19 protein-coding genes are annotated in these 24,271 nt (G+C 64.7%); 10 read left to right on the top strand and 9 right to left on the bottom strand.

Annotated elements, in window-relative coordinates:
• Window positions 1-133: 133 nt before the first annotated feature.
• Complete coding sequence (gene cckA, locus ACWGS9_RS02940) at window positions 134-2,719, bottom strand: cell cycle histidine kinase CckA (RefSeq protein WP_454503806.1); 2,586 nt, start codon at window positions 2,717-2,719, stop codon at window positions 134-136.
• 205 nt (window positions 2,720-2,924) lie between these two features.
• On the opposite strand from cckA, the gene ACWGS9_RS02935 reads away from it, so the two are divergent.
• Window positions 2,925-3,641: a hypothetical protein gene (locus ACWGS9_RS02935; RefSeq protein WP_454503805.1), complete on the top strand. Its 717-nt coding sequence runs from the start codon at window positions 2,925-2,927 to the stop codon at window positions 3,639-3,641.
• Window positions 3,642-3,737: 96 nt separating this feature from the next.
• On the opposite strand, the gene dksA is transcribed toward ACWGS9_RS02935, so the two are convergent.
• Window positions 3,738-4,154 carry an RNA polymerase-binding protein DksA gene (gene dksA, locus ACWGS9_RS02930; RefSeq protein ID WP_027166326.1) on the bottom strand — a complete coding sequence of 139 codons (417 nt, stop codon included), beginning with the start codon at window positions 4,152-4,154 and terminating at the stop codon, window positions 3,738-3,740.
• Window positions 4,155-4,403: 249 nt separating this feature from the next.
• Here dksA and ACWGS9_RS02925 point away from each other — a divergent pair, with 249 nt between their 5' ends.
• The 4 genes from ACWGS9_RS02925 (at window position 4,404) to ACWGS9_RS02910 (ending at window position 8,290) form a co-directional block, all read left to right on the top strand.
• Window positions 4,404-4,907 carry a SixA phosphatase family protein gene (locus ACWGS9_RS02925; RefSeq protein ID WP_454503804.1) on the top strand — a complete coding sequence of 168 codons (504 nt, stop codon included), beginning with the start codon at window positions 4,404-4,406 and terminating at the stop codon, window positions 4,905-4,907.
• 63 nt (window positions 4,908-4,970) lie between these two features.
• Window positions 4,971-6,443, top strand: a complete 1,473-nt coding sequence (locus ACWGS9_RS02920; protein ID WP_454503803.1) for a YcjX family GTP-binding protein — start codon at window positions 4,971-4,973, stop codon at window positions 6,441-6,443.
• Window positions 6,440-7,522: a YcjF family protein gene (locus ACWGS9_RS02915; protein WP_454503802.1), complete on the top strand. Its 1,083-nt coding sequence runs from the start codon at window positions 6,440-6,442 to the stop codon at window positions 7,520-7,522. Before ACWGS9_RS02920 ends, ACWGS9_RS02915 begins: the two co-directional genes overlap by 4 nt.
• A gap of 213 nt (window positions 7,523-7,735) precedes the next feature.
• On the top strand, window positions 7,736-8,290 hold the full coding sequence (locus ACWGS9_RS02910) for a hypothetical protein (protein ID WP_454503801.1): 555 nt from the start codon (window positions 7,736-7,738) through the stop codon (window positions 8,288-8,290).
• Between the two features lie 68 nt (window positions 8,291-8,358).
• Here the strand turns inward: ACWGS9_RS02910 and ACWGS9_RS02905 are convergent, their stop codons facing one another.
• Window positions 8,359-8,625 carry a hypothetical protein gene (locus ACWGS9_RS02905; protein ID WP_140672770.1) on the bottom strand — a complete coding sequence of 89 codons (267 nt, stop codon included), beginning with the start codon at window positions 8,623-8,625 and terminating at the stop codon, window positions 8,359-8,361.
• A gap of 266 nt (window positions 8,626-8,891) precedes the next feature.
• Here ACWGS9_RS02905 and ACWGS9_RS02900 point away from each other — a divergent pair, with 266 nt between their 5' ends.
• Window positions 8,892-10,727 (top strand): monovalent cation:proton antiporter-2 (CPA2) family protein, encoded by a 1,836-nt coding sequence (locus ACWGS9_RS02900; protein ID WP_454503800.1) that lies wholly within the window; start codon window positions 8,892-8,894, stop codon window positions 10,725-10,727.
• A 10-nt stretch (window positions 10,728-10,737) separates the two neighbouring features.
• Window positions 10,738-11,286 (top strand): DUF924 family protein, encoded by a 549-nt coding sequence (locus tag ACWGS9_RS02895; RefSeq protein ID WP_454503799.1) that lies wholly within the window; start codon window positions 10,738-10,740, stop codon window positions 11,284-11,286.
• A gap of 20 nt (window positions 11,287-11,306) precedes the next feature.
• Here the strand turns inward: ACWGS9_RS02895 and folK are convergent, their stop codons facing one another.
• Genes folK through folP form a run of 3 tightly spaced genes read right to left on the bottom strand, consistent with a single transcriptional unit; the run spans window position 11,307 to window position 13,019 of the window.
• Window positions 11,307-11,819, bottom strand: a complete 513-nt coding sequence (gene folK / locus ACWGS9_RS02890; protein ID WP_454503798.1) for a 2-amino-4-hydroxy-6-hydroxymethyldihydropteridine diphosphokinase — start codon at window positions 11,817-11,819, stop codon at window positions 11,307-11,309.
• The gene (gene folB / locus ACWGS9_RS02885; RefSeq protein ID WP_140642958.1) at window positions 11,803-12,162 is read right to left on the bottom strand and encodes a dihydroneopterin aldolase; all 360 of its coding nucleotides are present in this window, start codon (window positions 12,160-12,162) and stop codon (window positions 11,803-11,805) included. The genes folK and folB overlap by 17 nt, the downstream gene beginning before the upstream one ends.
• A gap of 2 nt (window positions 12,163-12,164) precedes the next feature.
• Entirely contained in the window at window positions 12,165-13,019 is an 855-nt protein-coding gene (folP, locus tag ACWGS9_RS02880) for a dihydropteroate synthase (protein WP_454503797.1), read from the bottom strand.
• 87 nt (window positions 13,020-13,106) lie between these two features.
• Between folP and ACWGS9_RS02875 the strand changes: the two genes are divergently transcribed.
• Window positions 13,107-13,724, top strand: coding sequence for a DUF922 domain-containing Zn-dependent protease (locus ACWGS9_RS02875; RefSeq protein ID WP_454503796.1), 618 nt, complete (start codon window positions 13,107-13,109; stop codon window positions 13,722-13,724).
• A gap of 208 nt (window positions 13,725-13,932) precedes the next feature.
• The gene (locus ACWGS9_RS02870) at window positions 13,933-15,417 is read left to right on the top strand and encodes an MDR family MFS transporter (protein WP_454503795.1); all 1,485 of its coding nucleotides are present in this window, start codon (window positions 13,933-13,935) and stop codon (window positions 15,415-15,417) included.
• Between the two features lie 4 nt (window positions 15,418-15,421).
• Here ACWGS9_RS02870 and ACWGS9_RS02865 read toward each other — a convergent pair whose 3' ends face one another.
• The 3 genes from ACWGS9_RS02865 to ACWGS9_RS02855 all read right to left on the bottom strand — a co-directional run bounded on the left by ACWGS9_RS02865 (window position 15,422) and on the right by ACWGS9_RS02855 (window position 17,411).
• A complete protein-coding gene (locus ACWGS9_RS02865) occupies window positions 15,422-16,453 on the bottom strand; it encodes an NAD(P)/FAD-dependent oxidoreductase (RefSeq protein WP_454503794.1) in 1,032 nt (343 codons plus the stop codon).
• A 90-nt stretch (window positions 16,454-16,543) separates the two neighbouring features.
• Entirely contained in the window at window positions 16,544-16,864 is a 321-nt protein-coding gene (locus ACWGS9_RS02860) for a 2Fe-2S iron-sulfur cluster-binding protein (RefSeq protein WP_320213516.1), read from the bottom strand.
• A gap of 178 nt (window positions 16,865-17,042) precedes the next feature.
• Window positions 17,043-17,411: an Hpt domain-containing protein gene (locus ACWGS9_RS02855; RefSeq protein WP_454503793.1), complete on the bottom strand. Its 369-nt coding sequence runs from the start codon at window positions 17,409-17,411 to the stop codon at window positions 17,043-17,045.
• 302 nt (window positions 17,412-17,713) lie between these two features.
• On the opposite strand from ACWGS9_RS02855, the gene ACWGS9_RS02850 reads away from it, so the two are divergent.
• Window positions 17,714-24,118, top strand: coding sequence for a kinesin (locus ACWGS9_RS02850; protein WP_454503792.1), 6,405 nt, complete (start codon window positions 17,714-17,716; stop codon window positions 24,116-24,118).
• Window positions 24,119-24,271: the final 153 nt, after the last annotated feature.

The following is a 24,271-nucleotide window of genomic DNA, read 5'->3' as shown; positions in this document are numbered from 1 at the left end:
CACCCCGATGACAAACCCATCCGATGATTATCATGGCAGGGTCGCGCCAATGCGCAAGCGGTAGCTGTTTTAGAAGCAATTCCAGGAACAAGTGTAAGTGGTTTCACCGTTTCCGTGAAACGGTGAAACCGCTCTAGGATTCCAGCACATCCTTGACGATCGTCGCCAACTGCTTGAGCGAGAACGGTTTCGGCAGGAAGCCGAAATGGGCGTCGGCCGGCAGGTTCTTCGCAAAAGCGTCCTCGGCGTAGCCCGAAACGAACACGAACTTGATGTCCGGCTGGCGTTTGCGCAGCTCGCCGAGCAAAGTCGGCCCGTCCATCTCCGGCATCACCACGTCGGACACGACGATATCGACCTTGCCGCCGAGCGCCTCGAACACTTCCAGCGCCTCGACGCCGGACGACGCCTCGTGGACGGTATAGCCGCGCGAGATCAGCGCCCTGACGCCGCCCATGCGCACGGCGTCTTCGTCCTCGACGAGAAGCACAGTGGCCGAACCGGACAGGTCTTTGGCGGTGTCGGCGGTCTTTGCCGGAACCGTCGCCGCGGTCGACGGCGCCTCGCCGGGCTCCGCCTGCTTCTTTGCCTCGGCGATGTGGCGCGGCAGGAAGATACGGAACACCGTCCCCTTGCCGACTTCGGAATCGCAGAAGATGAAACCGCCGGTCTGCTTGATGATGCCGTAGACCATCGACAGGCCGAGGCCGGTGCCCTTACCCACTTCCTTGGTCGTGAAGAACGGCTCGAAGATCTTCTTCAAGACGTCGGGCGCGATGCCGCTGCCGGTGTCCTCGACGTCGACGAGCACATAGTCGGCCGGCGTCAGTTCGCGATAGGCGAAGGACTTGCACTCGTCGGCGGTGACGTTGCGGGTGCGCACGGTGAGATCTCCGCCGCTTGGCATGGCGTCGCGCGCATTGACGGCAAGATTGACCACCACCTGCTCGAACTGGCCGATATCGACCTTGACCGGCCAGAGATCACGGCCGTGGTCGATCTTCAGCTTGATGTCGTTGCCGACCAGGCGGGCGAGCAGCATCCTGAGGTCGGCCAGAACATCGGTCAGGTTGAGCACTTCCGGCCGCAGCGTCTGCTTGCGCGAGAAGGCCAGCAATTGCCGCACGAGCGAGGCCGCCCGGTTGGCGTTCTGCTTGATGTTCATGATGTCGGGGAAAGACGGGTCCGACGGCCGGTGGTTGGTCAAGAGAAGGTCGGACGCCATGATTATAGCGGTGAGCACGTTGTTGAAGTCATGCGCGATACCGCCGGCGAGCTGGCCGACCGCCTGCATTTTCTGGCTCTGCGCCATCTGGCCCTCGAGCGCCTTCTGCTCGGTGGTCTCGACCGCGTAGACGATCGCCGATTCCTCGGCGCCTTCGCCACCGGCGCTGTCGGCGACGGCGTTGACGTAGAAGCGGATATGGCGCTCTTCATTGCCGGGCAGCACGGAGTCGATCGGCGCGATATTGGCCTGCCGCTGCCTGGCTTTCTCGAAGGCAGCGCCGAAGGCCGGCCGGTCGCGCTCGTGGACGATCGTTTCGAAGCGCACGCGCCGGTCGACGGCGTCGCGGTCGACCACCGACGAAAACAGCTGCAGGAACGGCGCGTTGGTGCGCAGGATACGCCCGTTCGCATCGACGCCGGCAATCGCCATCGGCGTCGAGTTGAAGAAGCGGGTGAAGCGAACCTCGGAGGCCCGCAATTCCGCGGAAGCGTCCTCGCCCTGGGTGCGGTTGAGCACGATCGTGCGGGTCGGGCCGTTCACGCCTTCGCGGCTTGCCGAAACCCGGTGCATGAAGCGCACCGGCAGCGCCTGGCCGCTCATGGTGGTGAGGTCGAGGTCGATGACCGCGTTGCGGGTGGTGCCCGGGTCGGCCTTGACCGAACGGACCAGCGCCATGCCGTCGCCGGCGATGATTTCCGGCAGCGTGATGGCGCCCGGCGTGAAGGAGGCAAGGTCGATGCCGAGCCACTCGGCGAGCGTGGCGTTGATATAGGTGACGCGGCCTTCCTGATCGGCCGAGAAGAATCCGGCCGGCGCATGGTCGAGATGGTCGATGGCTTTCTGCAGGTCGAGGAAGAAACGCTCCTGCTCCGCCCGTTCCTGCGAGATGTCGGCGAGCTGCCAGGCAAGCATCGGCAGCCGTTGGCCCGGCATGCTGAAGGCGCGGGCACGGGCGCGATACCAACGCGCGCCGGGTTCGGCGCCCGGCTTGATCGACTGGGCCAGCCGGAACTCGCCGTCGCCGGCCTGGCCGTCCCGCAGGCCCGACGCCAGCCGGTAGATCGTCATCGAGGCCTCGGGAACATCCGACAGCAGCCCTTCGACCGTCTTGAGATCGGCGGCGGAGGCAGCTCCCGTCATGTCGGCATAGGCTCGGTTGGCATAGACGACGCGGCCCTTGGTGTCGGTGACCAGCAGGCCCTGCGACATCGAATCGACAAAGGCTTTCGACAATTCGTCGCCGGTCGAACGCGGCGCGATTTGAACGAAGCCTATCGCGGTCGCGAACAGGAAGCCGACGCCGATCATGGCGAGCACGCCGAGCATGCCGAGCAGGAAAGGGTCGCCGAGACGCTCGCGGAAAAGTCCGAAGACGATCGCGGCCCCGGTCAGCACGACGATGAAGACGATGAGCCTGGTAACGGCGCCCGGACGCGTGTTCTGGTCGACGATCGGTACCGGATAGAAATCGCCGCGCGCTTCCTTGGCCATGTTCCCCCTGCTCGTGATTCCGGTGTCCGACGGGCGCGGACGGTCGGTTGAATCACATTCTCCTGTAGCGGAAAAGGCCCCGGCGGCAAATGTCCGATAAAATCAACGATTCATGTTTCAAACTGTTCACGATGGGTGATGTGAACTTGCGGCGGGCCGCCACCGCGGTCTAGTGTCGCTTCACCTCAAAAAAGCGGGTGCACCGATGCTGCAGTGGCTGGATAGCGTGGCGGGTCCGGGTTATGTCGCTGCAATCCTGTGGACGTTCGCGGCGCTCATTTTGCTTGTCGTCGTCCTGCTCGTCATCAAGGTTGTGCGCAACCTGACCTTCGGCACCTTCGTGGCTGGCGGCAGGAACCGCAAGACGCGCCTTGCGGTGATGGACGCCACCGCCGTCGACAGCCATCGCCGGCTGGTGCTGGTGCGTCGCGACGACATCGAGCACCTGATCCTGATCGGCGGACCGACCGACGTCGTGGTCGAGCGCGATATCAGGCTGGCCGCGCCGCGCCGGCCCGCGCTGACCGGCGACAGCGGCCAGCAGCAGGCAGCCGCCGCGGCACGCCCGCGCGCGCCACAACCGGCACCGGCACCCGCGCCCGCCAGGCAGCCACCGCCGCCTGCCGCCCAGCCAGCTGCCGCAACGCGCCCGCCGGCGCCCGCGCCCGCGCCCAAGCCGGTGGCGCCGAGCCAGCCGACGGCAAAGGTCATGCCGCTGCCGAGCTACGGAACGACGAATGGCAGCACCAGATACACACCGCCGCCCTCAAACGATTCCATCGACGACACGCTGATGCACGAACTCGAGACCTCTCTCGACGAAACGCATTCCCAGTCGGCAATCGCCAAGCCGGCAGCCAAGCCTTCGCTCGATGACGAGATGACCAAGCTTCTTGGCGAACTGGGCAGCCACAAGCGCTGACTGGCCTCCACGGACCAGGCTCTCCACCCTTGATTGGCGCTGAAAAACAAAAATGGCCGGAAATCCGGCCATTTTTGATTGCTTATCCAGTTTGCGTCAGTCGTCGCGATAGACCTTCTCGCGGCGCTCGTGGCGCTCCTGCGCCTCGATCGACAGCGTCGCGATCGGGCGCGCGTCAAGCCGCTTCAACGCGATCGGCTCGCCGGTCTCCTCGCAATAGCCGTAGGTGCCTTCGTCGATGCGCTGGAGCGCGGAGTCGATTTTCGAGATGAGCTTGCGTTGGCGATCACGGGCGCGCAATTCAATGGCGCGGTCGGTTTCGGAGGAGGCGCGATCGGCTAGGTCGGGGTGGTTGGCGTTTTCCTGCTGCAGGATTTCGAGGGTTTCGCGCGCTTCGCGGAGAATGTCGCTCTTCCAGGTTATAAGCTTTTGGCGGAAGTACGATTTTTGCCGTTCGTTCATGAACGGCTCGTCTTCGGAGGGTACGTAATCGGCGGTAACGATGTCGTTCATTCGACTCACCCAACAACCCCAAATTTGGCGCCTATATATTCGGGGACACGAGGCTGCACAAGCGCTATCGGTGACAGCCTCACGCAATTGTTAGTCTCGTATCGGCGGCCAGGGCGACGACGTTGTTTCAACGGCACAAAAACGAATTCGCACATGATTCGTTGCAGTTGCTGGCGCCGGCCATTGTGCGCGACATGGTTCTGGTGACTAATCGCGCTTTGCCCGAAAGGCAGCACTATGGGGGACCGGTTGAGCAGACTTTATCTGTTGCGGCATGCCAAAGCCGGCTGGGCGATGCCCGGCGTTCGCGATTTCGACCGCCCGCTCGACGAATCGGGCATGGCCGATGCCGAAGCCATCGGAGAGGCCATGCGGGCCCGCAACTACGTGCCCGACGTCACCCTCTGCTCCAACGCCAAACGTGCCCGGCAGACGCTGGAAGGCCTGGCGGGACGCACCGACACCGGCCGGGTCCTGTTCTTCGACACGCTCTACAGCGAGGATGCTGCCGGCTATCTCGACATTATCCGCAGGAATGGCGGTGCCGACCAGCTTCTGGTGATCGGCCACAACCCCATGACAGAGGATCTGGCCATGGCGGTCTCGGGCGATGGCGAGGAGGCGGCGCGCGGCATGATGAACTACGGCTTTCCAACCTCCGGCCTCGCCGTCGTACGCTTTCCAGGCAACCTTGCCGAAGCGGCGCAGGGCAATGGCTATCTCGAAGCCTTTCTCACGCCCGCCGACCTCTGAGGCCATTTCAAACGCGCGGCCCAAGGCCTATATCGGGCGCTGACGCGCAACCAGAGGCCCGATTTGGCATCATCGCTGACCAGCTTTACCGACGAGGCAAGGATTGCGCTCGACACGTTGTCGGGCCGCGCCGCCGGGCTCTTCTCCCCGTCATTGCGGCTTGGCGTCACCGGCCTTTCCCGCGCCGGCAAGACGGTGTTCATCTCCGCCCTCGTCCACAATCTCATCCATGGCGGCCGCCTGCCGCTGTTCGAGGCGCAGAAATCCGGCCGCATCGCCCGCGCCTTCCTCGAGGAACAGCCGGACGACGCCGTTCCGCGCTTCCAGTATGAGGACCACGTCGCGGCTTTGGTGAACGACCGCGTCTGGCCGGACTCCACGCGCGCGATCTCCGAACTCAGGCTCACCATCGAATATGAGTCGGCTTCCGGCTGGAGCCGGTTGTTTTCAGCCGGAAAACTATCTGTCGATATCGTCGACTATCCCGGCGAATGGCTGCTCGACCTGCCGCTGCTCGGCAAGTCCTTCGCCGATTTTTCGCGTGAGGCGGTTGAACTGGCCGCCCTGCCCGTCCGCTCCGACCTGTCGCGGGGCTGGTGCGAGCTGGCCTCCGCCGTCGATCCCGACGCCGACGCCGACGAGATGACGGCGCGGCGATTGGCCGAAAGCTTTGCTGCCTATCTCGGGGCCTGCAAGCTCGACGAGCGGGCGCTGTCGACGCTGCCGCCCGGCCGGTTCCTGATGCCGGGCGACCTCGAAGGCTCGCCGGCGCTGACCTTCGCACCGCTGATGAGGCTGTCGCCGGGCCGGCCGCGCCCCGGATCGCTGCAGGCGATGATGGAGCGCCGCTACGAGGCCTATAAGACGCATGTCGTAAAACCGTTCTTTCGCGAACACATCGCCCGCCTCGATCGGCAGATCGTGCTGATCGACGCCATGCAGGCGCTCAATGCCGGCCCGGCCGCCATGGCCGATCTGGAGCGTGCCGTCACCGAGATCCTGTCGTGCTTCCGGCCCGGACGCGGCAATTTCCTGACCGACTTCTTCTCGCGCCGCATCGACCGTATTCTTGTGGCCGCGACCAAGGCGGACCATTTGCACCATGAAAGCCATGACCGGCTGCAGGCGATCGTACGCCGGCTCACCGACCGTGCGGTTGCGCGGGCGAATTTCAGCGGCGCCGCCGTTGACGTCGTCGCCATGGCCGCGGTTCGCTCGACGCGCGAGGGCACGGTGAAGCAAAGCCGCGAGACGCTGCCGGTGATCATCGGTACCCCGCTGAAGGGCGAGAAGATCAACGGCGAGACATTCGACGGAAAGACCGAAACCGCCATATTCCCGGGCGATTTGCCGGAAAAGGTCGATGCGGTGTTCGACGTTTCCGGATCGCCGCCAGATCGCAACGAACCGGCAATCCGCTTCGTGCGATTCCGCCCGCCGAAGCTCGAACGCACCGCCGAAGGCGTCACGCTGTCCTTGCCGCATATCCGGCTCGACCGCGCGTTGCAGTTCCTGATCGGAGATCATCTGGCATGACCGCGCCCCGCAAACCGGCGGCCTTCCGCATCGAACCCGACGTGGAGACGAGGCCGCAAGCAACACAGAGTCGCGTCGCCGAGGAACAGCCGGTGCGCCGGCCGCGTGCCGCAAGGGCCGATGTGGCGGTCGTGATCCCCTCGGAAGTCGACATCTTCGACGAGCCGGATATCGAGGCCGCGGTTCCGCCGCCGGCAACGGCGCCGAGAAAGCGTTCGCTGCTCGCCCGGCTGTTCCTGGGCGCTCTCAGCGTGCTCGTCTCGCTGGCGGTCGGCCTGTGGGCGGACCAGCTGATCCGCGACCTGTTTGCGCGCGCCGAGTGGCTTGGCTGGCTGGCGGCCGGCATGGCGGCGATCGCGCTGCTCTCGCTGCTTGTCATCCTCATTCGCGAATTCCTCGCCATTGCCCGCCTTGCCGAAGTCGAAAAGATGCAGAAGCGGGCCCTGGATGCGGTGGCGCGCGACGATCCCAAGGCAGCGCGCGCTTTGGTCGACGAACTCTCGGCCTTTGTCGCCGCAAAACCCGAGACCGCCGCTGGCCGCCGTTCGCTTGCCGGATTGCGCGGCGAGATCATCGACGGCGCCAATCTGGTGCGGCTCGCCGAGACCGAGATCCTGTCGCCTCTTGATGCGCGCGCCAAAATCATGATCCTCGAGGCCGCGAAGCGCGTGTCCCTCATAACGGCTGTCAGCCCCCGTGCGCTGGTCGACATCGCCTATGTCGTGTTCGAGGCCGGGCGGCTGATCCGGCGCCTGTCCGAGCTTTACGGTGGCCGTCCAGGCACGCTCGGCTTCTTCCGGCTGGCGCGTGGCGTGCTTGCGCATCTGGCGGTGACGGGCTCGATCGCCGTGGGCGACAGTTTCGTGCAGCAGATCGTCGGCCACGGCCTTGCCGCGAAACTCTCCGCGAAACTCGGCGAAGGCGTGGTCAACGGCATGATGACGGCGCGCATCGGCATCGCGGCGATGGAAACCGCCCGTCCGTTGCCGTTCATCGCCGTGAAGCGCCCCGGCCTTGGCGATTTCCTCTCGGCGCTGACGTCGTTCGCGGCGCGAAAGAACGGTCAGGCGGAAGAATAGGGTAAACGCCAAAGCCGCCGCCAGAGCCGGATGATTTCAGGTCTGTTCGACCTGAAATCTGACCCCGTCTCTAAGTCAAAGAGACGGAGCATGATGTCGTCCGAAAACCGCTTCACACTTTTCGGCATCATGCTCCAGTGACGAAGCATTAACCAATCTTCTCCATGGTCAGACAGGTCCCAACATCAGACTCTGTCGTGCCGGGTGTCGTCCATGAGAAGCATAATCTTGTCCTGCGTGCTGCCTGCGACGGTCGCGATTGCCGCGCCGCTCGGCCTAGTCGAAAAGGCCTTTGGCGCGGAGCCGGACAAGCAGTTCTTCCATTCGGTCGAAGGCAGATGGGTTGGCCCTGGCGAGATCATCGCCGGCAAGTACAAGGGCACCAAATTCACCTGCGATTTCAACGGCTCGACGCCAGACAGCAAGATCGGCATGACGCTTGACGGCAACTGCCGGGTCGGCGTGTTCACGCAGAAGATGTCGGCGACAGTCGAGCGCAAGGGCCGCGACGGCTACAAGGGCAGCTTCATGGGCGGCTCGACCGGCAACGGGATGGATATTGTCGGCGGCAATGTCGTCGACGCCCAGAAGGTCGTCTTCACCATCAACCGCAAGCAGCTGAACGGCGTCATGCAGGCTCGGGTACCTGACGACAATTCAATGACCGTCACGGTGGCCGTGCGTGTCGACAAACAGCTGGTGCCGGTGATCGGCATGAGCCTGAAGCGGGTCGACTCGGTCGAAGTCGGCGCCATCGCCAAGAACTGAAATCAAATCAGCAAACAAAAGGCGGCGGCTGCCTGGCCACCGCCTTTGCATTTCTCGACTGGTTGAGCTCAACCCTTGATGGTGGCGGTCAGCTCGTCATAGGCCTTGCAGGCTTCGTCAAGCGTCGTCGCGCCCTGATACTTCGTCGTCACGGCCTGCACCTTGGCGGTCAGATCGGCCGCCTTGCTCGGATCCTTGGTAATCGCTGCCTGGAGCGCGGCAGCCATGTCCTGCGCCTTCTTGGCGGCTATCTCCTGCGTGCATTCCGGTCCCTTGGAGCAAGCCGAACCGGCCAGCGCCGCAACACCGACGGCAACAAGCAAAAACTTCTTCATGTCAGTCATCTCCTCAAAAAAGGCAGCCGCCCATCGCCGCTGCCTCCAACGGCCGAAGCCGAACGTGCCATAACCGTTGATTGTGGCGGCACGCAACAACCCGGCCGCGTAAACTTGTGTAACGCAGCTGCAACAGGCGCTTGCCGCTTGGGCCACCGCTTCGCATCCGGCAGCGTGCCGCCTGCTCTTCCAGTCAGTCCTCCCGCCCTTGCCTCCCGCTCCCGGTGCATGCAAGGAGTGCTTCGAGCAAAGGGATGATGACAGGCATGGCAGCTGAAGCGTCGAGCAGCGATCTGGTGCAGGTGGTGGCGCTGCTCGCCGCGGGCGTCGTTGCCGTCCCGATCTTCAAGCGCATGGGGCTGGGCTCGATCCTCGGCTACCTCGCCGCCGGGGTGGTCATCGGCCCGTTCGGCCTGCGCATCTTTTCCGAATCGGAATCGATCCTCCACGTCGCCGAGCTCGGCGTCGTCATGTTCCTGTTCATCATCGGGCTGGAAATGCAGCCGTCGCGGCTCTGGGGTCTGCGTCGCGAGATTTTCGGCCTGGGCGCGATGCAGGTCGGTGTCTGCGCGGTGCTTTTGACCCTGGTCGGACTGGCCGGAAGCTTCCCCATCGCGCAATCCTTCGTCGCCGGCGCCGGCTTCGTGCTGACCTCGACTGCGATCGTCATGCAGCTGCTGGAAGAACGCGGCGAGATCGCCACGCCAAAAGGCCAGCGCATCGTCTCCATCCTGCTGCTCGAAGACCTGATGATCGTGCCGCTCCTGGCGCTGATTGCATTCCTGGCGCCCGGCGGCGCCGAGACCAGCCTTTCGGAGCGCCTGACCGAAGTCGGCATCGGCATCGCCGCGATCGTCGGACTGGTCGTGGCCGGTCGTTACCTGCTCAATCCGCTTTTCCGCATCCTGGCCGACGCCCGTGCGCGGGAAGTCATGACCGCAGCGGCGCTGCTGGTGGTGCTGGGATCGGCCTTGGCCATGCAGCTCTCCGGCCTGTCGATGGCGATGGGTGCCTTCCTTGCCGGCGTGCTTTTGTCGGAATCGACCTTCCGCCACCAGCTCGAAGCCGATATCGAGCCGTTCCGCGGCATCCTGCTCGGCCTGTTCTTCCTCGCCGTCGGCATGTCGCTCGACCTTGGCGTCGTTGCCCATAACTGGCGGCTCGTCGCCATCTACGTCGTCGCCTACATGGTCATGAAAGCGGTCGGCATCTATGTCGTCGCGCGCATTCTGAAGAGCGGCCACCGCGAGGCGCTCGAACGCGCCGTCTTCATGGCGCAGGGCGGCGAGTTCGCCTTCGTGCTTTATTCGTCCGCCGCCGCGGTCGGCATCATCGACGGGCAGGCCAACGCGACGCTCACCGCCATCGTCATCATCTCCATGGTGCTGACGCCCTTGGCGATCTTGGCGCTGCGTTACCTGACCCCGCGCGACGAGCAGTCCCTTGACGGCGTCGACATCGCCGACGGCCTCACCGGCAGCGTGCTGATCATCGGCTTCGGCCGCTTCGGCCAGATCGCCAGCCAGCCGCTTTTGCTGCGCGGGATGGACGTCTCGATCATCGACAATGAGGTGGAGATGATCCAGGCTGCGGCCGATTTCGGCTTCAAGGTCTATTACGGCGACGGCACCCGGCTGGACATCCTGCATGCGGCCGGCGCCGGGCGGGCCCGCGCGGTTCTGATCTGCGTCGACAAGCCGGACGCCGCCGTGCGCATCGCGCAGCTGATCAAGGCCGAATTCCCTCTGGTCACCATCCTGGCGCGCGCCTTTGACCGCGGCACGGCGCTGCAGCTTGTGCGCGCCGGTGTCGACTATCAGCTGCGCGAGACCTTCGAATCGGCGCTGGTCTTCGGCGGATCCGCGCTGGAGGCGCTTGGCGTCGATCCGGAAGAAGTCGCCGAGGTCATGGAGGATGTCCGCCGCCGCGACGAAGCGCGCTTCGAGACGCAATTGGCCGAGGGCGTGCGCGCAGGCCAGCGTTTCCTAAAGGGCAATATCGGCACGCCTATCCCGACGCCGCTCACGCAGCCGCGCCGCGCCGGCCGCGCGCTGAACGAGGAAACCGCCGTCGTGCTGAACAAGGCAGAGACCAAGAACTGAGAGGCAAAGCATGGCAGAGCTCGATCCGCGAGCGCTTTCCGTCACCAAATTCTGGCGCGATGCCGGCGAGGACGCATGGTTCGAGAAGAACGACGCCTTCGACACGGATTTCCGCAGCCGCTTTCTGGAGCTGCATTACGCTGCCGCGCGGCGCGAATGCGATGACTGGAATGCACACGCCGAAGGATCGCTGGCGCTGATGATCCTGCTCGATCAGTTCCCGCGCAACTGCTTCCGCGGCACTGGCCATATGTGCGCGACCGATCCTCTGGCCAGATACTTCGCCGACAAGGCAATCGCCGCCGGCCAGGATCTGGAACTGGACGAGGTCGTTCGGGCCTTTCTCTATTTGCCCTTCGAGCATTCCGAATTGCTCGCAGATCAGGAACGCTCGGTGGAACTCACAACCGCCAAGGCACCCGAATACCTGAAATACGCCGAGGAGCACCTGGAGATCATCCGGCGCTTCGGACGCTTTCCGCATCGCAACCGGATGCTCGGCCGCGCGACCACGACCGAGGAGCTGGCCTTCCTGGACGGCGGCGGCTTTTCCGGCTGATTACGCAATTCCAGGAAATCTCAGCCGAGCCACCATTCCCGACCGGATGGCAGCCGCTCGATGCCCGAAATATCGACGGCGCCAAGGCGTTCCGAGACGCTCCGGCCGCCGACCGAAAGCCCGGGCGCGATCTCGGCCAGGGGTGCCAGCACGAAAGCGCGCTCCAGCATGCGCGGATGCGGCACTTCGAGCCCGGTCTCGTGGATCACCCGGTCGCCGAACACCAGAATGTCTATGTCGATCAGGCGCGGCCCCCAGCGTTCCTCGCGCACGCGTTTCAATCGCCTCTCGACGTCGAGGCAAAGGTCGAGCAGCGCGCGTGGCGAAAGCGCCGTCTCGATCGCGGCGGCGGCATTGAGGAAATCGGGTTGGTCGAGCTTGCCCCAGGGCGGCGTGCGGTAGAGCGACGAGACGGCGGTGACGCGCGTTTGATCGTCGCCATCCAATATGCGCAATGCCGCGCCCATGGAGTTCGCCGGGTCGCCGAGATTGCCGCCGAGACTGAGATAGACGGCGCTATTCTGGCCAGACAACGGTCACCTCGACATAATCGAGCACGCCAGGCACCGGCGCGTTCGGTTTGCGCACGGTGATCTCGGCCTTCCTGATCTGCGAGAACCGTGCCGTGAGCGCCTTCGCAACCTCCAGCGCCAGTGCCTCGATCAGGAAGCGGCGATGTCCCGTCACGATCTTCTCGATGACCGCGAAGGCAACGCCATAATTGACGGTATCCTCGATGGAATCCTCCGTCAGCGGCCGGCTGGGTTCGACGGTCAGCTCGGCATCGACATAGAAACGCTGGCCAAGCGTCTCCTCCTCGTCCAGCACGCCGTGGCGGGCGAAGAAGGCGCAGTTCTTCATGCGGATGACGTACATGATCAGTGTCCGGGAGGAAGCTCGGTTTCGCGCGCCAGCATAGCATCGGTCACCGCCAGCGCGTCCACGTTGATTGCGACATCGTGGACGCGAAACAGGTCGGCTCCTTTCAAGCGCAGGATGACGCTGGTGGCCGCCGTACCGGCTGCCCTTTGGCCAGGCTCGCGCCCGGTGGCGGAGCCGATGAAGCGCTTGCGCGAGGTCCCCGCCATCAACGGATAGCCGAGCGCCTGAAGCTCGGAAAACCGCGCCATCAGGTCGAGGTTTTCCTCCGCCGTTTCCTTGGCGAAGCCGAAGCCGGCATCGAGCACGATCTGGCTGTCGGCGACATTGCCGGCGCGCGCGATCTGCAGGGATTTGCGCAGGAAAAGGAATTGATCCTCGATCACGTCCGGCAGTTTCTGCCGTTCGCGCCCGGTATGCATGATGACGAGCCCGGCGCCTGTCTCGGCCGCGACGCGAGCGATGCCTGGCTCACGCTGCAGCCCCCAGACGTCGTTGACGATATGGGCGCCGGCGTCGACCGCCCGCCGTGCCGTGTCCTCACGATAGGTGTCGACCGAGATCAGCGCCTCGCCGGAAGCGGCGAGCGCCGCGATGACCGGCAGCACGCGCGCCTGCTCTTCTTGCGCCGTGATCGGGGCAAAACCGGGCCGCGTCGATTCTCCGCCGACATCGATGACTGCTGCGCCCTCTTCCGCCATGCGGCGCGCCTGTTCCAGGGCCTTCTCAGGCGCGATGAACAAACCGCCGTCTGAAAAACTGTCGGGCGTCACGTTGAGGATGCCGACGACGACCGCCTTCGGCCCGAGATCGAGATAGCGCCCATGCGCCAACTGCCATCGCCTTGTCGTCATTATCCATCAACCATGCGTGATCCGCCGGAAATCAATTCCGTTGCGCTGGCGACGGCCCTAAAGCAAGGTGCGTGAAGAGGCAATATCATGAACCGATCCCTGCTCTGCGCCCTGACGCTCGTCCTGACCCCCATGCCGGCGGGTGCCGCGAATCTGGTGAAGACCTACAGCTATTTCAGCGTCGGCGGCCGCACGCTCGACGATATCCAAAACCAGCTGTCGAAAAACGGCCCCGAGGTGAAGAGCACCGGGTCGCGACATCCGGGCGCCACGCAGATGGCCTTTACCACCCGCATCAGCTATGCGCAGCGCGCCGGGTCTTGCCGGATCGCCGACGCGGCCGTCACCGTGAAGGTCAAGGTGATCCTCCCCGAATGGCGGCGCCCGCGCAAATCCGATCCCGACGTCAGATTTTTCTGGGACACACTATCGGCGGATATCAAGCGGCATGAGGAGCGCCACGTCGAGATCGCCAAGAACCATGCGCGTTTGCTCGAGGATGCGCTGAAGGCGGTCCCCCCGCAAAAGACTTGCGAGCAGGCAAAGGCCAAGGCCACGGCAATCCAGGCGGCCGAGCTCACCAGGCACGATCAGGACCAGGTGCGCTTCGACCGCGTCGAGAGCGTCAATTTCGAAAGCCGCATCCTCCGGCTTTTGCGCTACCGGATGGAGCGCGTTGAAGCCGGCCAGCTGCCGCCGCCTTGACCTGAGGCGAGCCGCATCCGAGGCCAATTTCGCCCAAGCATGGTGCCAGACCAGGAAAAACTTTCGAACGGCGGTCGAAATCGGCCTATATCGAACGACATAGAGCAGGTTCGAAACACTCGAGCCGCTATCCACGATGAGAAATGACAGGCGCGACTGGCCAGAGCCGTTTTGCCGCCCCAAGCATCAGCTCTTGAAAGAATGACGCATGGACCAGACCGTCGAGAAACAGGCGATGGCGCCGAAAGCCGCGCCGACGATGAGCGAGAGCGAGAAGAATGCCATCATCGGCGGCGTGCTCTTGTCGATGCTGCTGGCGGCTCTTGATCAGACCATCGTCGCCCCCGCCCTGCCGACGATCGCACACGCGCTCGGCCATGCCGAGTATCTGCCGTGGATCGTCACCGGCTATCTTTTGACCGCGACGGCGATGGCGCCGCTCTACGGCAAGATTTCCGATGTCTATGGCCGCCGTCCCGTCATCTACGCCGCCATCCTCGTCTTTCTGCTCGGGTCGCTGGTCAGCGCGCTCGCTCCCAACATGCTGGTGCTGGTCATCGGCCGCGCCATCCAGGGCGCCGGTGGCGGCGGTCTGTTCGCGCTGGCCCAGACCGTCATCGGCGATCTCGTGCCGCCGCGCGAGCGTGCCCGCTACGCGGCCTGGATCTCCGGCACATGGGCGGTCGCCAGCGTCGCCGGCCCGCTGCTCGGCGGCGTATTTGCCGAGCACCTGCACTGGTCGCTGATCTTCTGGATCAACCTGCCGATCGGCTTCCTGGCCATGGCCATCATCAACAACCCGCTGAAGAAGCTGCCGATCGCGGCCAAGAACCATAGCATCGACGGGCTGGGCGCCGTGCTGCTGGTTATCGCCACGTCGCTGCTGCTCCTGGCGCTCAACTGGGGCGGCAGCGCCTATCCGTGGCTGTCACGCGAAATCCTCGGCCTGCTGGCCTGCTCGGCTGTGTTCTGGGCCTTCTTCGCGCTAAGGCTGCTCAAAGCGGCCGAGCCTTTGATATCTCTCGACGTGTTGAGCAACCCGATCGTGCTCGCCGGCACGCTGTCGATGTTCCTGCTGCAGGCAGCAAACATCGGCGCTTCGGTTTACCTGCCGGTCTACCTGCAGTCGGTCGTCGGGCTTTCGGTCAGCGAATCCGGCACCGCCATGCTCGGTCTCCTGCTCGGCACGGTCGCCGGCGCCACCTTCAGCGGTCGCATGATCCCGCGCTTTGTCCATTACAAGCGCATCGCCATGATCGGCGTCAGCCTGGCCATTGTCTGCATTGGCGTGCTCAGTGCCATTGCGGGACAGGCTTCGCTGCCCGAGGTCTTGATCCTGACCACGCTCACGGGCCTGGGCAGCGGAACGACCTTCCCGGTCTCCACGGTCTCAGTCCAGAACGCCGTCGACCGCGCTCACCTGGGCGTAGCGACGGGCGTGCTGACCTTCCTGCGGACGCTGGGCGGCGCGCTCGGCGTGGCAATCCTTGGCGCCGTGGCGCTTGGCTACGGCTTGCCGCTGTCGTCCGAGGGCTCCGCAACGCATATCGAACTGTCGTCGGCGCTACCGTTCGTGATGATTTTCCTCACCACCGGTATCACGCTTGTCCTTGCACTGATCGTGCTGGCACTCATGCCGGAAAAAGCCCTGCGCGGCCGGGACGAGCACGCTGCGCCGGTGCTTGCCGAATGATCCGTCAGTCGTGGACGCCGAGCTTCCTCTGCAGGCTAGTCGACGAAGTCGTGTACTGGAAGACGATGCGCTCGCCGGGGCTGACGATGCGCTTGGCCGCCTGCGCCATCAGCGCCACCTCGTGAAAACCCGACAGGATCAGCTTGAGCTTGCCGGGATACCAGTTGATGTCGCCGACGGCAAATATGCCCGGGACCGACGTCTGAAACTTCTCGGTATCCACCGGGATCAGGTTCTCGTGCAGGTTCAGCCCCCATTCGGCGATCGGCCCGAGCTTCATGGTCAGGCCGAAGAAAGGCAGCATGCGGGTGCACGGTACCTCCACGTCGCCGCCCGGGCCGCCCTTGATGGTCGCCGATGACAGCTGGCCGTCGGCGCCGGCAAGGCCGCCGACCTGACCGACCAGGAATTCCAGCTCCTTCATCTCCTGCATGGCATACATCTTGTTGACGCTGTCGGGCGCGGCCCGGAATTCCGGGCGGCGATGGACCAGCGTCACGCTCTTGGCGATCGGCTGCAGGTTGAGCGTCCAGTCGAGCGCCGAGTCGCCGCCGCCGACGATGACGAGATCGTGGCCGCGGAATTCCTCCATGCGCCGGACGGAATAAAACACGCTCTTGCCTTCATAGGCCTCGATGCCCGGAATGGGCGGGCGCTTCGGCTGGAACGAGCCGCCGCCGGCGGCGATCACCACCACCTTGGCCTCGAACGCCTCGCCTTCGTCGGTGATGACCCGGAAGCTGTCGTCGTCCAATCTTTCAAGGCTCGCGACCATGCGGTTGAAGGTGAACTCCGGCTTGAACGGATGGATCTGCTCCATCAGCTTGTCGACTAGGCCCTGAGCTGAGATCATGGGCCAACCGGGGATGTCGTAGATCGGTTTTTCGGGATAAAGCTCGGCGCACTGGCCGCCGGGGCGGTCGAGAATGTCGATGAGATGGCACTTCATGTCGAGCAGGCCGAGCTCGAACACGGCAAACAGGCCAACCGGCCCTGCCCCGACGATGAGAACGTCCGTCTTGATGGTCTCGGTCATGCGCTGCGCCCCATTGGCAATGGTGCGACACTGCATGAGCTATCGGCTGCTGCCAAGCAACCACGAACAAAGAAATTGGAAAGTCGGCCTTTAGCCCTGGCGTTCAGGCACGCTCACGACGAGGCCGTCCAGCGCGTCGCGCACCTTGATCTGGCAAGAGAGGCGCGAATTCGGCCGGACGTCATAGGCGAAGTCCAGCATGTCCTCTTCCATCGCCTCCGGCTCGCCGACCTCGGCCGTCCATGCCTCGTCGACATAGACATGGCAGGTCGCGCACGCACAGGCACCACCGCATTCGGCTTCGATACCGGGTACCGCGTTGCGGATCGCGTTTTCCATGACCGTCGAGCCGTTTTCGGCTTCCACGTCAAATCGGGTCCCGTCGTGGGCGATGTAAGTCAGCTTGGTCATTAAGTCACCTGAGGAGTCGCAGCCGAGATAATCACTCCACCGGACAAGTCAACTGCGGCGCGAAAGCGCCACGAAATGACGTTTTCAAAAAGGGCGGCGCTGGAGCATGATGCCGAAAAGTGTGAAGCGGTTCTAGGACGACGGATTTCAGGTCGATTCGACCTGAAATCATCCGGTTCTAGCGGCTGATGCCGGCGATGAAATCGCGCACTTCCTCGATCAGCGTGCTGAGCCTCTTGAGCGCCCGGATGTCTTCCGGTTGCTTTTCGATGATCGCAGCGCATTCGGCGACCGCAAAGGCGCCGATGCCGCGCGCCGAGCCCTTCAAGCCATGTGCCAGAAGCACTCTTTGCCTGGCGTCGGCATCCGCGATCTGGTCGCGAACGGACAGCGACTGGTGCACGAACAGCGCCAGCACCTCCCGTTCAAGGTCGCGGTCACCCATTGTCTGACGTGCCAGATGGCCGAGATCCACCGGTCGGGATCCAGCCGTTCCGGAGGCGTCACCCCCCGGCATGGAAAACGCAATACCACTTTCGCCACGCATACGCACTGCAACTCCAACCAAGCGGGCAGACGACCCCAGGAAAATAGGCGATTCCGGTCGCCAACGGGTTAACGATTGCGGGGGAAAAATGTTGTCGCAGAGGCGGCCGGATCACGCTTGCGTTAACCTTATATTTAAAGTTTTACGTATCGCCCGGAATGCATGTTTTCTTTACCCCTGTGTGTCATTACGATACGAAGGTCCATTTTTCAGCCTCCTGCGCGGGATAGACAAGCCAGAATCGGGCCAGAATCAGGCCAAAATCATAAGTCCCGCGGCAGCTAGTACAGGGTAGCGAAGGCATGGCTAAGAAACCTACGACGACGAAGTCTCTCGACAGCGACGTGGCCGCGGAACTGGAAAAGGCGCTCGACCTTGACCTTAACGGCGACGACGGCGGTCTCGACATGGCGGCGTCGATGGAAGATCTCGAAGCGCAGATCTCGGCGGCAGCCGACGAGCTGGCGCGCGAAGGCCGCAGCCAGAGGACCGAGCCGGCAAACACCCCTCAGCTCCCTAAGGCGCCCGCGGCCAAGCCGGCCGAATTGCGCCCTGTAGAATCGCGCAATGCGCAGCAACCGGCCGGCTTTGCGCCCCCCGCCGGCTTCACGCCCGCCAATGACGACCGCCAGAAAGATTACAAAACGCTGCTGCACAGCCTCAACCGCCGTGCGTCGAGCACCGTCTATTGGGTGATCGCCTTTATCTCGCTGGCCTGGATCGCCGGCGCCGGCGGCCTGGCCAACCTGTTGTTTGGCCCGGGCATCTGGAAGATCCGCACCTTCGACCAGTTCTTCGCCCGTCCCGAACTGATCGGCCTGGCGGTTGCCGCGATCGTTCCGGTCATCCTGTTCTGGGCGTTCGCCGCCATGATCCGGCGCGCGCAGGAAATGCGCATCGCCGCGCAATCGATGACCGAGGTCGCCTTCCGCCTGGCGGAGCCCGAAAACCTCGCCCAGGATCGCGTCATGATGATCGGCCAGGCCGTTCGCCGCGAGGTGGCGGCCATGGGCGAAGGCATCGAGCGCACCTTGGCCCGCGCGGTCGAGCTCGAAACGCTCGTCCACGGCGAAGTCAGCCAGATCGAACGCTCCTATTCCGAAAACGAGGCCCGCATCCGTTCGCTGGTCGACGGTCTCGGCAGCGAGCGCGAGGCGGTCGTCACGCATGCCGAGCGCGTGCGCGCCTCCATTGCCAGCGCTCACGAGACGCTGCGCGACGAGATCGGCTCGGCCAGCGACATCATCCGCGACTCCATCCTAAACGCGTCGACCAAGCTGTCGATGACGATCAACAATTCCGGCGACACGCTGATCGATCGCATCAATGAAAGCTCGACGTCTATCTTCGATTCCGTCGAATCGCGCCTGGACAACATCACCGACCGGCTTTCGACCTCCGGCGAGGCCTTTGCCAGCCTGCTCGACACCCGTATCGCCAAGCTGACCGACACCACCGACGGCCTCACCCGCTCGCTGACCGACCTGCTCGACGACCGCACAAATGGCATGGTCTCGCTGCTCGGCGGCGCTGCCCGCACGCTGAACTCCGAATTCGAGGCGAGCCTCAGCGGCATCGAGCGCACGCTGGCCGAACGCGGCCAGGCGCTGATCAGCGAATTCCAGACCCGGGCCGAGGCGCTCGACACCGGCACGCAAAAGCTCAACGCCGCTCTTGAAGCGCGCGCGCGTCAAATCAACGAGACGATGGTGGAGCGCGCGAAGGAAATCGCTCACGCCTTCGCGGAGAGCAAGGACACGCTTTCGTCGATGATCGATCAGGGCAAGACCCAGATCGGCGCCGATATGGCCGACATCATCTCGTCGACCTCCTCCATGCTCGAGGCCCGGGCCACCGACTTCGCCGGTCGCATGGAAGCGGCTCGGCATGTGGTGTCGCGCTCCTTCGACTCCGACATCCAGCGGCTGGCCGATGCCCGCGTCGGCATCGAGGAAGCCGTCGAGAACCATAGCCGCAAGCTTTCGGAAAGCAGCGATCGTATGGCCACCGCCATGCAGGCGGACCTGGCGAAATTCGCCGAGGGCCGCGTCGCAATCGATGCCGCCGTCACCAACCAGGTGCAGAAGCTGGCGGAAGGCCGCGGCCTGATCTCGCGCGCGCTGGAAGAAGATCTGCGCAAGGTCAACGAGTCGCGCGCCGCCATCGATGCTTCGCTGGGCAGCCATCTGGAGCAGCTCGAACAAGGCCGCAACCGCCTGTCCCAGGCCTTGAATGAAGACTCCGGCAGGCTCGTCCAAGCCCGTACAATGATTGATGAAATGGTCGCCGGCCACGTCGGAAAGCTGGCCGAGGGCCGCAACATTCTGGCGCGCGCCCTGGAAGCTGATCTCGGCAAGCTGCAGGACAGCCGCGCCTCGGTCGACGGCCTCGTCGCCGGTCAGGTCGAGAAGATCGCCGAAGGTCGCGCCGTGCTCGCCAAGGCACTCGAGACCGACATCATCGGCATCAGGAACCTGATCGAAACCCACTCGGCCAAGCTCGCCGAGGACCGCGGCGAACTCAGCCGCGCGCTTGAGAGCGATTTGAGCGGCATCCGCGGCCTGATCGACGGCCACGCCGGCAAGCTCGCCGACGACCGCAGCCTGCTGTCGCAGACGTTGGAAGCCGACCTCGCCAAGCTCGCCGAAAGCCGCGCCTCGATCGACGGTCTGGTTGCCGGTCAGGTCGAGAAGCTGGCGGAAGGCCGCGACATCCTCAAGCGCGCGCTTGAAGCCGACCTCAACACCATCAAGGGTGCCATTGCGGGACACTCCAACAAGGTGCTGGAGGATCGCTCGCAGCTTTCGAAAGCGCTCGACGCCGACCTGCAGACGGTCAGCGGCGTCGTCGCCGACCATCAGAACAGGCTCGCGCAGGATCGCTCGGCCTTGTCGAGAGCCCTGCAGGATGACCTCCAAAATGTAAGCGGCGCGATTGCCGACCATCAGAACAGGCTCGTTCAGGACCGTTCGGTGCTGTCGAAGTCGCTGGAAGACGATCTCGCCAAGCTGGCGGAGAGCCGCTCCAGCATCGACGGGCTGGTCGCCGGCCAGGTCGAAAAGCTCGCCGAGGGCCGCGACATCCTCAAGCGCGCGCTGGAAGCTGACCTCAACACGATCCAGGGCGCGATCGTCGATCATTCGCACAAGATCACCGGCCACCGCGCCGAGCTTTCGCGTGCACTTGATGCCGATATGGCCAATGCCAGCGGCCTGATGCAGAGCCATGCCGACCAGCTGTCGCAGAACCGTTTGACGCTGGCCAAGGCGCTCGAGGACGATCTCGCCAAGCTCGCCGAGAGCCGCGCCGGCATCGACGGCATGGTGTCCGGTCAGGTCGAGAAGCTGGCGGAAGGCCGAGACATCCTCAAGCGCGCGCTTGAAGCGGACCTTGCAAAGCTCGCCGAGAGCCGTGCCTCGATCGACGGCCTTGTCGCCGGCCAGGTCGAGAAGCTCGCGGAAGGCCGCGACATCCTCACGCGCGCTCTTGAAGCCGACCTTGCCAAGCTCGCCGAAAGCCGTTCCGGCATCGACGGCCTTGTCTCGGGCCAGGTTGAGAAGCTCGCGGAAGGCCGCGACATCCTCACGCGCGCCCTTGAGGCCGACCTTGCCAAGCTCGCCGAAAGCCGTTCCGGCATCGACGGCCTTGTCTCGGGCCAGGTCGAGAAGCTCGCCGAAGGCCGCGACATCCTCAAGCGCGCCCTCGAAGCGGACCTTCAGAAGCTGACTGAAAGCCGCTCGGAGATCGACGACATCATCGCCGGCCATGTCGGCAAGCTGTCCGAAGGCCGCAACATGCTTGCCAGAGCTCTGGAGGACGATCTCGTCAAGCTCGCCGATGCGCGCAAGGACGTCGATCGTTCGGTTTCCGGGCATATCGACCAGATCGCCGCCAGGAGCACCGACATCTCGGCGGCGATCGCCGCCGACGTCGAGAAGATCGAGCAGGCCTTCAGCCGCCAGACCGGCGTCATCGAGGAGCGCGCCGGCACCATGGAGCGCGCGCTATCGACCGGCGTCGACAATGTGCGCGGCGTGTTGGAGAAGACCGCGGTCTTCGTGGCGGGCGCGCTGCGCGACAAGGTCATGGAAGTCACCAGCACCCTGCATGAGCAGGCCGGCGCTGCTTTCAGCGACGCCGATCGCAAGATCGCCGAACGCGCCGAACAGACATCCGCGGCGCTGCTTTCCAGAGCCGAGGATATCGCGCAGGCCTTCGAGGCGGCGGACCGCCGCCTGCACGAGCGCGCTCAGGATACGTCCAACATGCTGATGGCGCGTGCCGACGATGCGTCGAACTCGCTGATGGCCCGCGCCGAGGAAACCGCCGACAAGCTGGCCACGCGCGCCGGCGAGATCGCCAACACCTTCGACGCAGCCGACCAGAAGCTGGTTGCCCGCGCCGTCGAAACGGCCCAGTCGCTTGCCGCGCGTGCCGGCGACATCCTGCGCAATTTCGAGGGCGCGGACGAGCGGCTCTCGATGCGCATCGGCGAATCGGCCGAGGCGCTGGCCGCCCGCGCCTCGGATCTCGGTCGCATCTTCGACAGCGCCGACCAGCAGCTTGTGGCGCGGATTGCCGAGGGTTCGGAAGCGCTTTCCGCCCGCGCCGGCGAAATCGGCCGCATCTTCGACGACGCCGACAACCGCCTGGTGTCGCGCATCGCCTCGAGCAGCTCGACCATCGGCGAGCATGCCGACACGATCGTCGGCGCCTTCGCCGCCACCGAGCAGCGCGTCGCTGACCGCGCCCGCCAGACCGGCCAGGAGCTCGCCGTGCATGCCCGCGAGATCGAGCAGGCGCTGGCCGGCGCCGACGAGCGGCTTGCCGCGAGCGCCGCCGCCGCCGCCGCCCGCGTCGAGGACCAGGTCGCGAGTGTGGAAAACCGTCTCGCCTACACCGCCGAAACGATGGGCCAGAAGCTCAACGAGCAGGTCTCCAGCGCCGAGGCCCAACTGATCTCGCGTGCCAATGTCATCGCCGAGACCTTCACGGCGGTCGGCCAGCATATCGGCCAGAGCACCAACGAGGCGGCGCGGACCATCGGTTCGAACACCCGCGAGCTCAACACCATGCTGGCCGCGCGTTCGGCCGAAATGGCGAAGATCCTCGACGAGACGGCCAAGCCGCTGGTCGAGCGCTTTGCCCAGGGCGGCTCCGAGCTGCAACGCAGCATGGAAGAGGTTACCGAGCGGGCAACCGAAAAGCTGCGCAGCGAAAACGCGGCCCTCGTCAACGCTCTCGCCGGCCGCACCGCCGAGACGCTTTCCGCCGTCGAAGGCGCACGTTCCTCGCTTGCCGACAGCGTGGCCGATCTCATCGGCCGCATGACGACCTCCAGCGCGCAGCTCGGCCAGCTCATCGAGCAGGCCGCCGTCAACCTCGGCCAGGTCGAGGAGCGGCTTTCCGGCAGCACGCAGAGCTTCGCCACGACCACGGAGAAGGCCGCCCAGACCTTTGCCAGCTCAGCGCGCCTGGTCGATTCCAACACGACGCGGCTCACCGAACTGTCCTCGGCGACGCTGCGCGAGGTGGCCTCGATCGCGACCAAGTTCGACGAGCACAGCCGGCTGCTCTCCAGCGCCTCGAATCTGCTCAGCTCCGCGCAGAGCAATCTCGAGCACACGCTGGAGCGCCAGTCCTCGCTGGAGGACCTCGCCGTCGGCCTGGTCAAGAAGTCGGAAGACCTCGAGAAGGTGATGCGCTCCTTCGAGAACCTCGTCGGCCAGACGATGCAGACCGCGGAGGGCCGGACGATGGAATCGGCGGAAAAGATCCGCACCGCAATCGCCGAGGTCGTCGATTCGGCGACGCGCCGCTTCGCCGACGCGACCGAGGAGATGCGCCGGACCGCGGGCTCCATCAAGAGCGAGCTCGACCTGACCCGCGCCGAGCTGAAGAAGGGCGTCATCGAGATGCCGGAAGAGGCCAAGGAATCGACGTCGGCCATTCGCCGCGCCGTCTCCGAGCAGATCAATGCGCTCAAGGAACTGTCGGATATCGTTGCGAAATCCGGCCGCAGCGGCTCGAGCGAACAAGGCGAGCCCCGTGGTCTGCGCCCTGCTCCGCAGGCGCCGGTCCGCGCCGCCGAACCGCCGCTGCGCCGTCCGCCGGCCCCGCAGCCTCAGCCACAGCCGCAACCGGTGCCTCGCGCTCCGCAGGCGCCGCTTGCCGAGACCACGCTGCGCGGCACGCTCGATCTGGAACGTCCCGCCGAGACGCCGCGCCGCGACCCGAACGGCAAGACCCCGCAGGGCGGCTGGGTGCGCGATCTCCTGACCAACGCCTCGCGCGAGGAAGAGCTGCGGCCGGCGGCACCGGTGGAAGCACTGCGCGCGACACCTGACCAGCGCTCGCCGCTGCATGTCATGGAGTCGCTCAACTCGCTCTCCGTCGACATCGCACGCGCCATCGACCATGACGCCTCGATCGAGCTCTGGAACCGTTATCGCCGCGGCGAGCGCGATGTGTTCACGCGTCGCCTCTACACGCTGAAAGGCCAGCAGACCTTCGACGATATCCGTCGCAAATATCAGGCCGAGGCGGAATTCCGCGCCGCGGTCGACCGCTACTGCGAGGATTTCGAGAAGCTGCTCAAGGATGTCTCGCGCAACGACCGCGACAACATCATGGCGCAGACCTATCTGACGTCCGATACCGGCAAGGTCTACACCATGCTGGCCCACGCCAGCGGCCGGTTGCACTAGGCGGCTGTTAGCGATTGACAAAAAAGGCGGGACAAGCTCCCGCCTTTTTTGTTTGCCCGAACAGCATGCTTGTGACGTGAGCAGCGATAGATATCGCCCGTCAGCGCCGCCCCTCATCCGCCTGCCGGCACCTTCTCCCCGTATAGTGACGGG

It is taken from the genome of Mesorhizobium sp. Arg314 (assembly GCF_053714275.1).
Note: the sequence above shows the minus strand (reverse complement) of the source record. Positions and strands in the feature narration are given on the sequence as shown.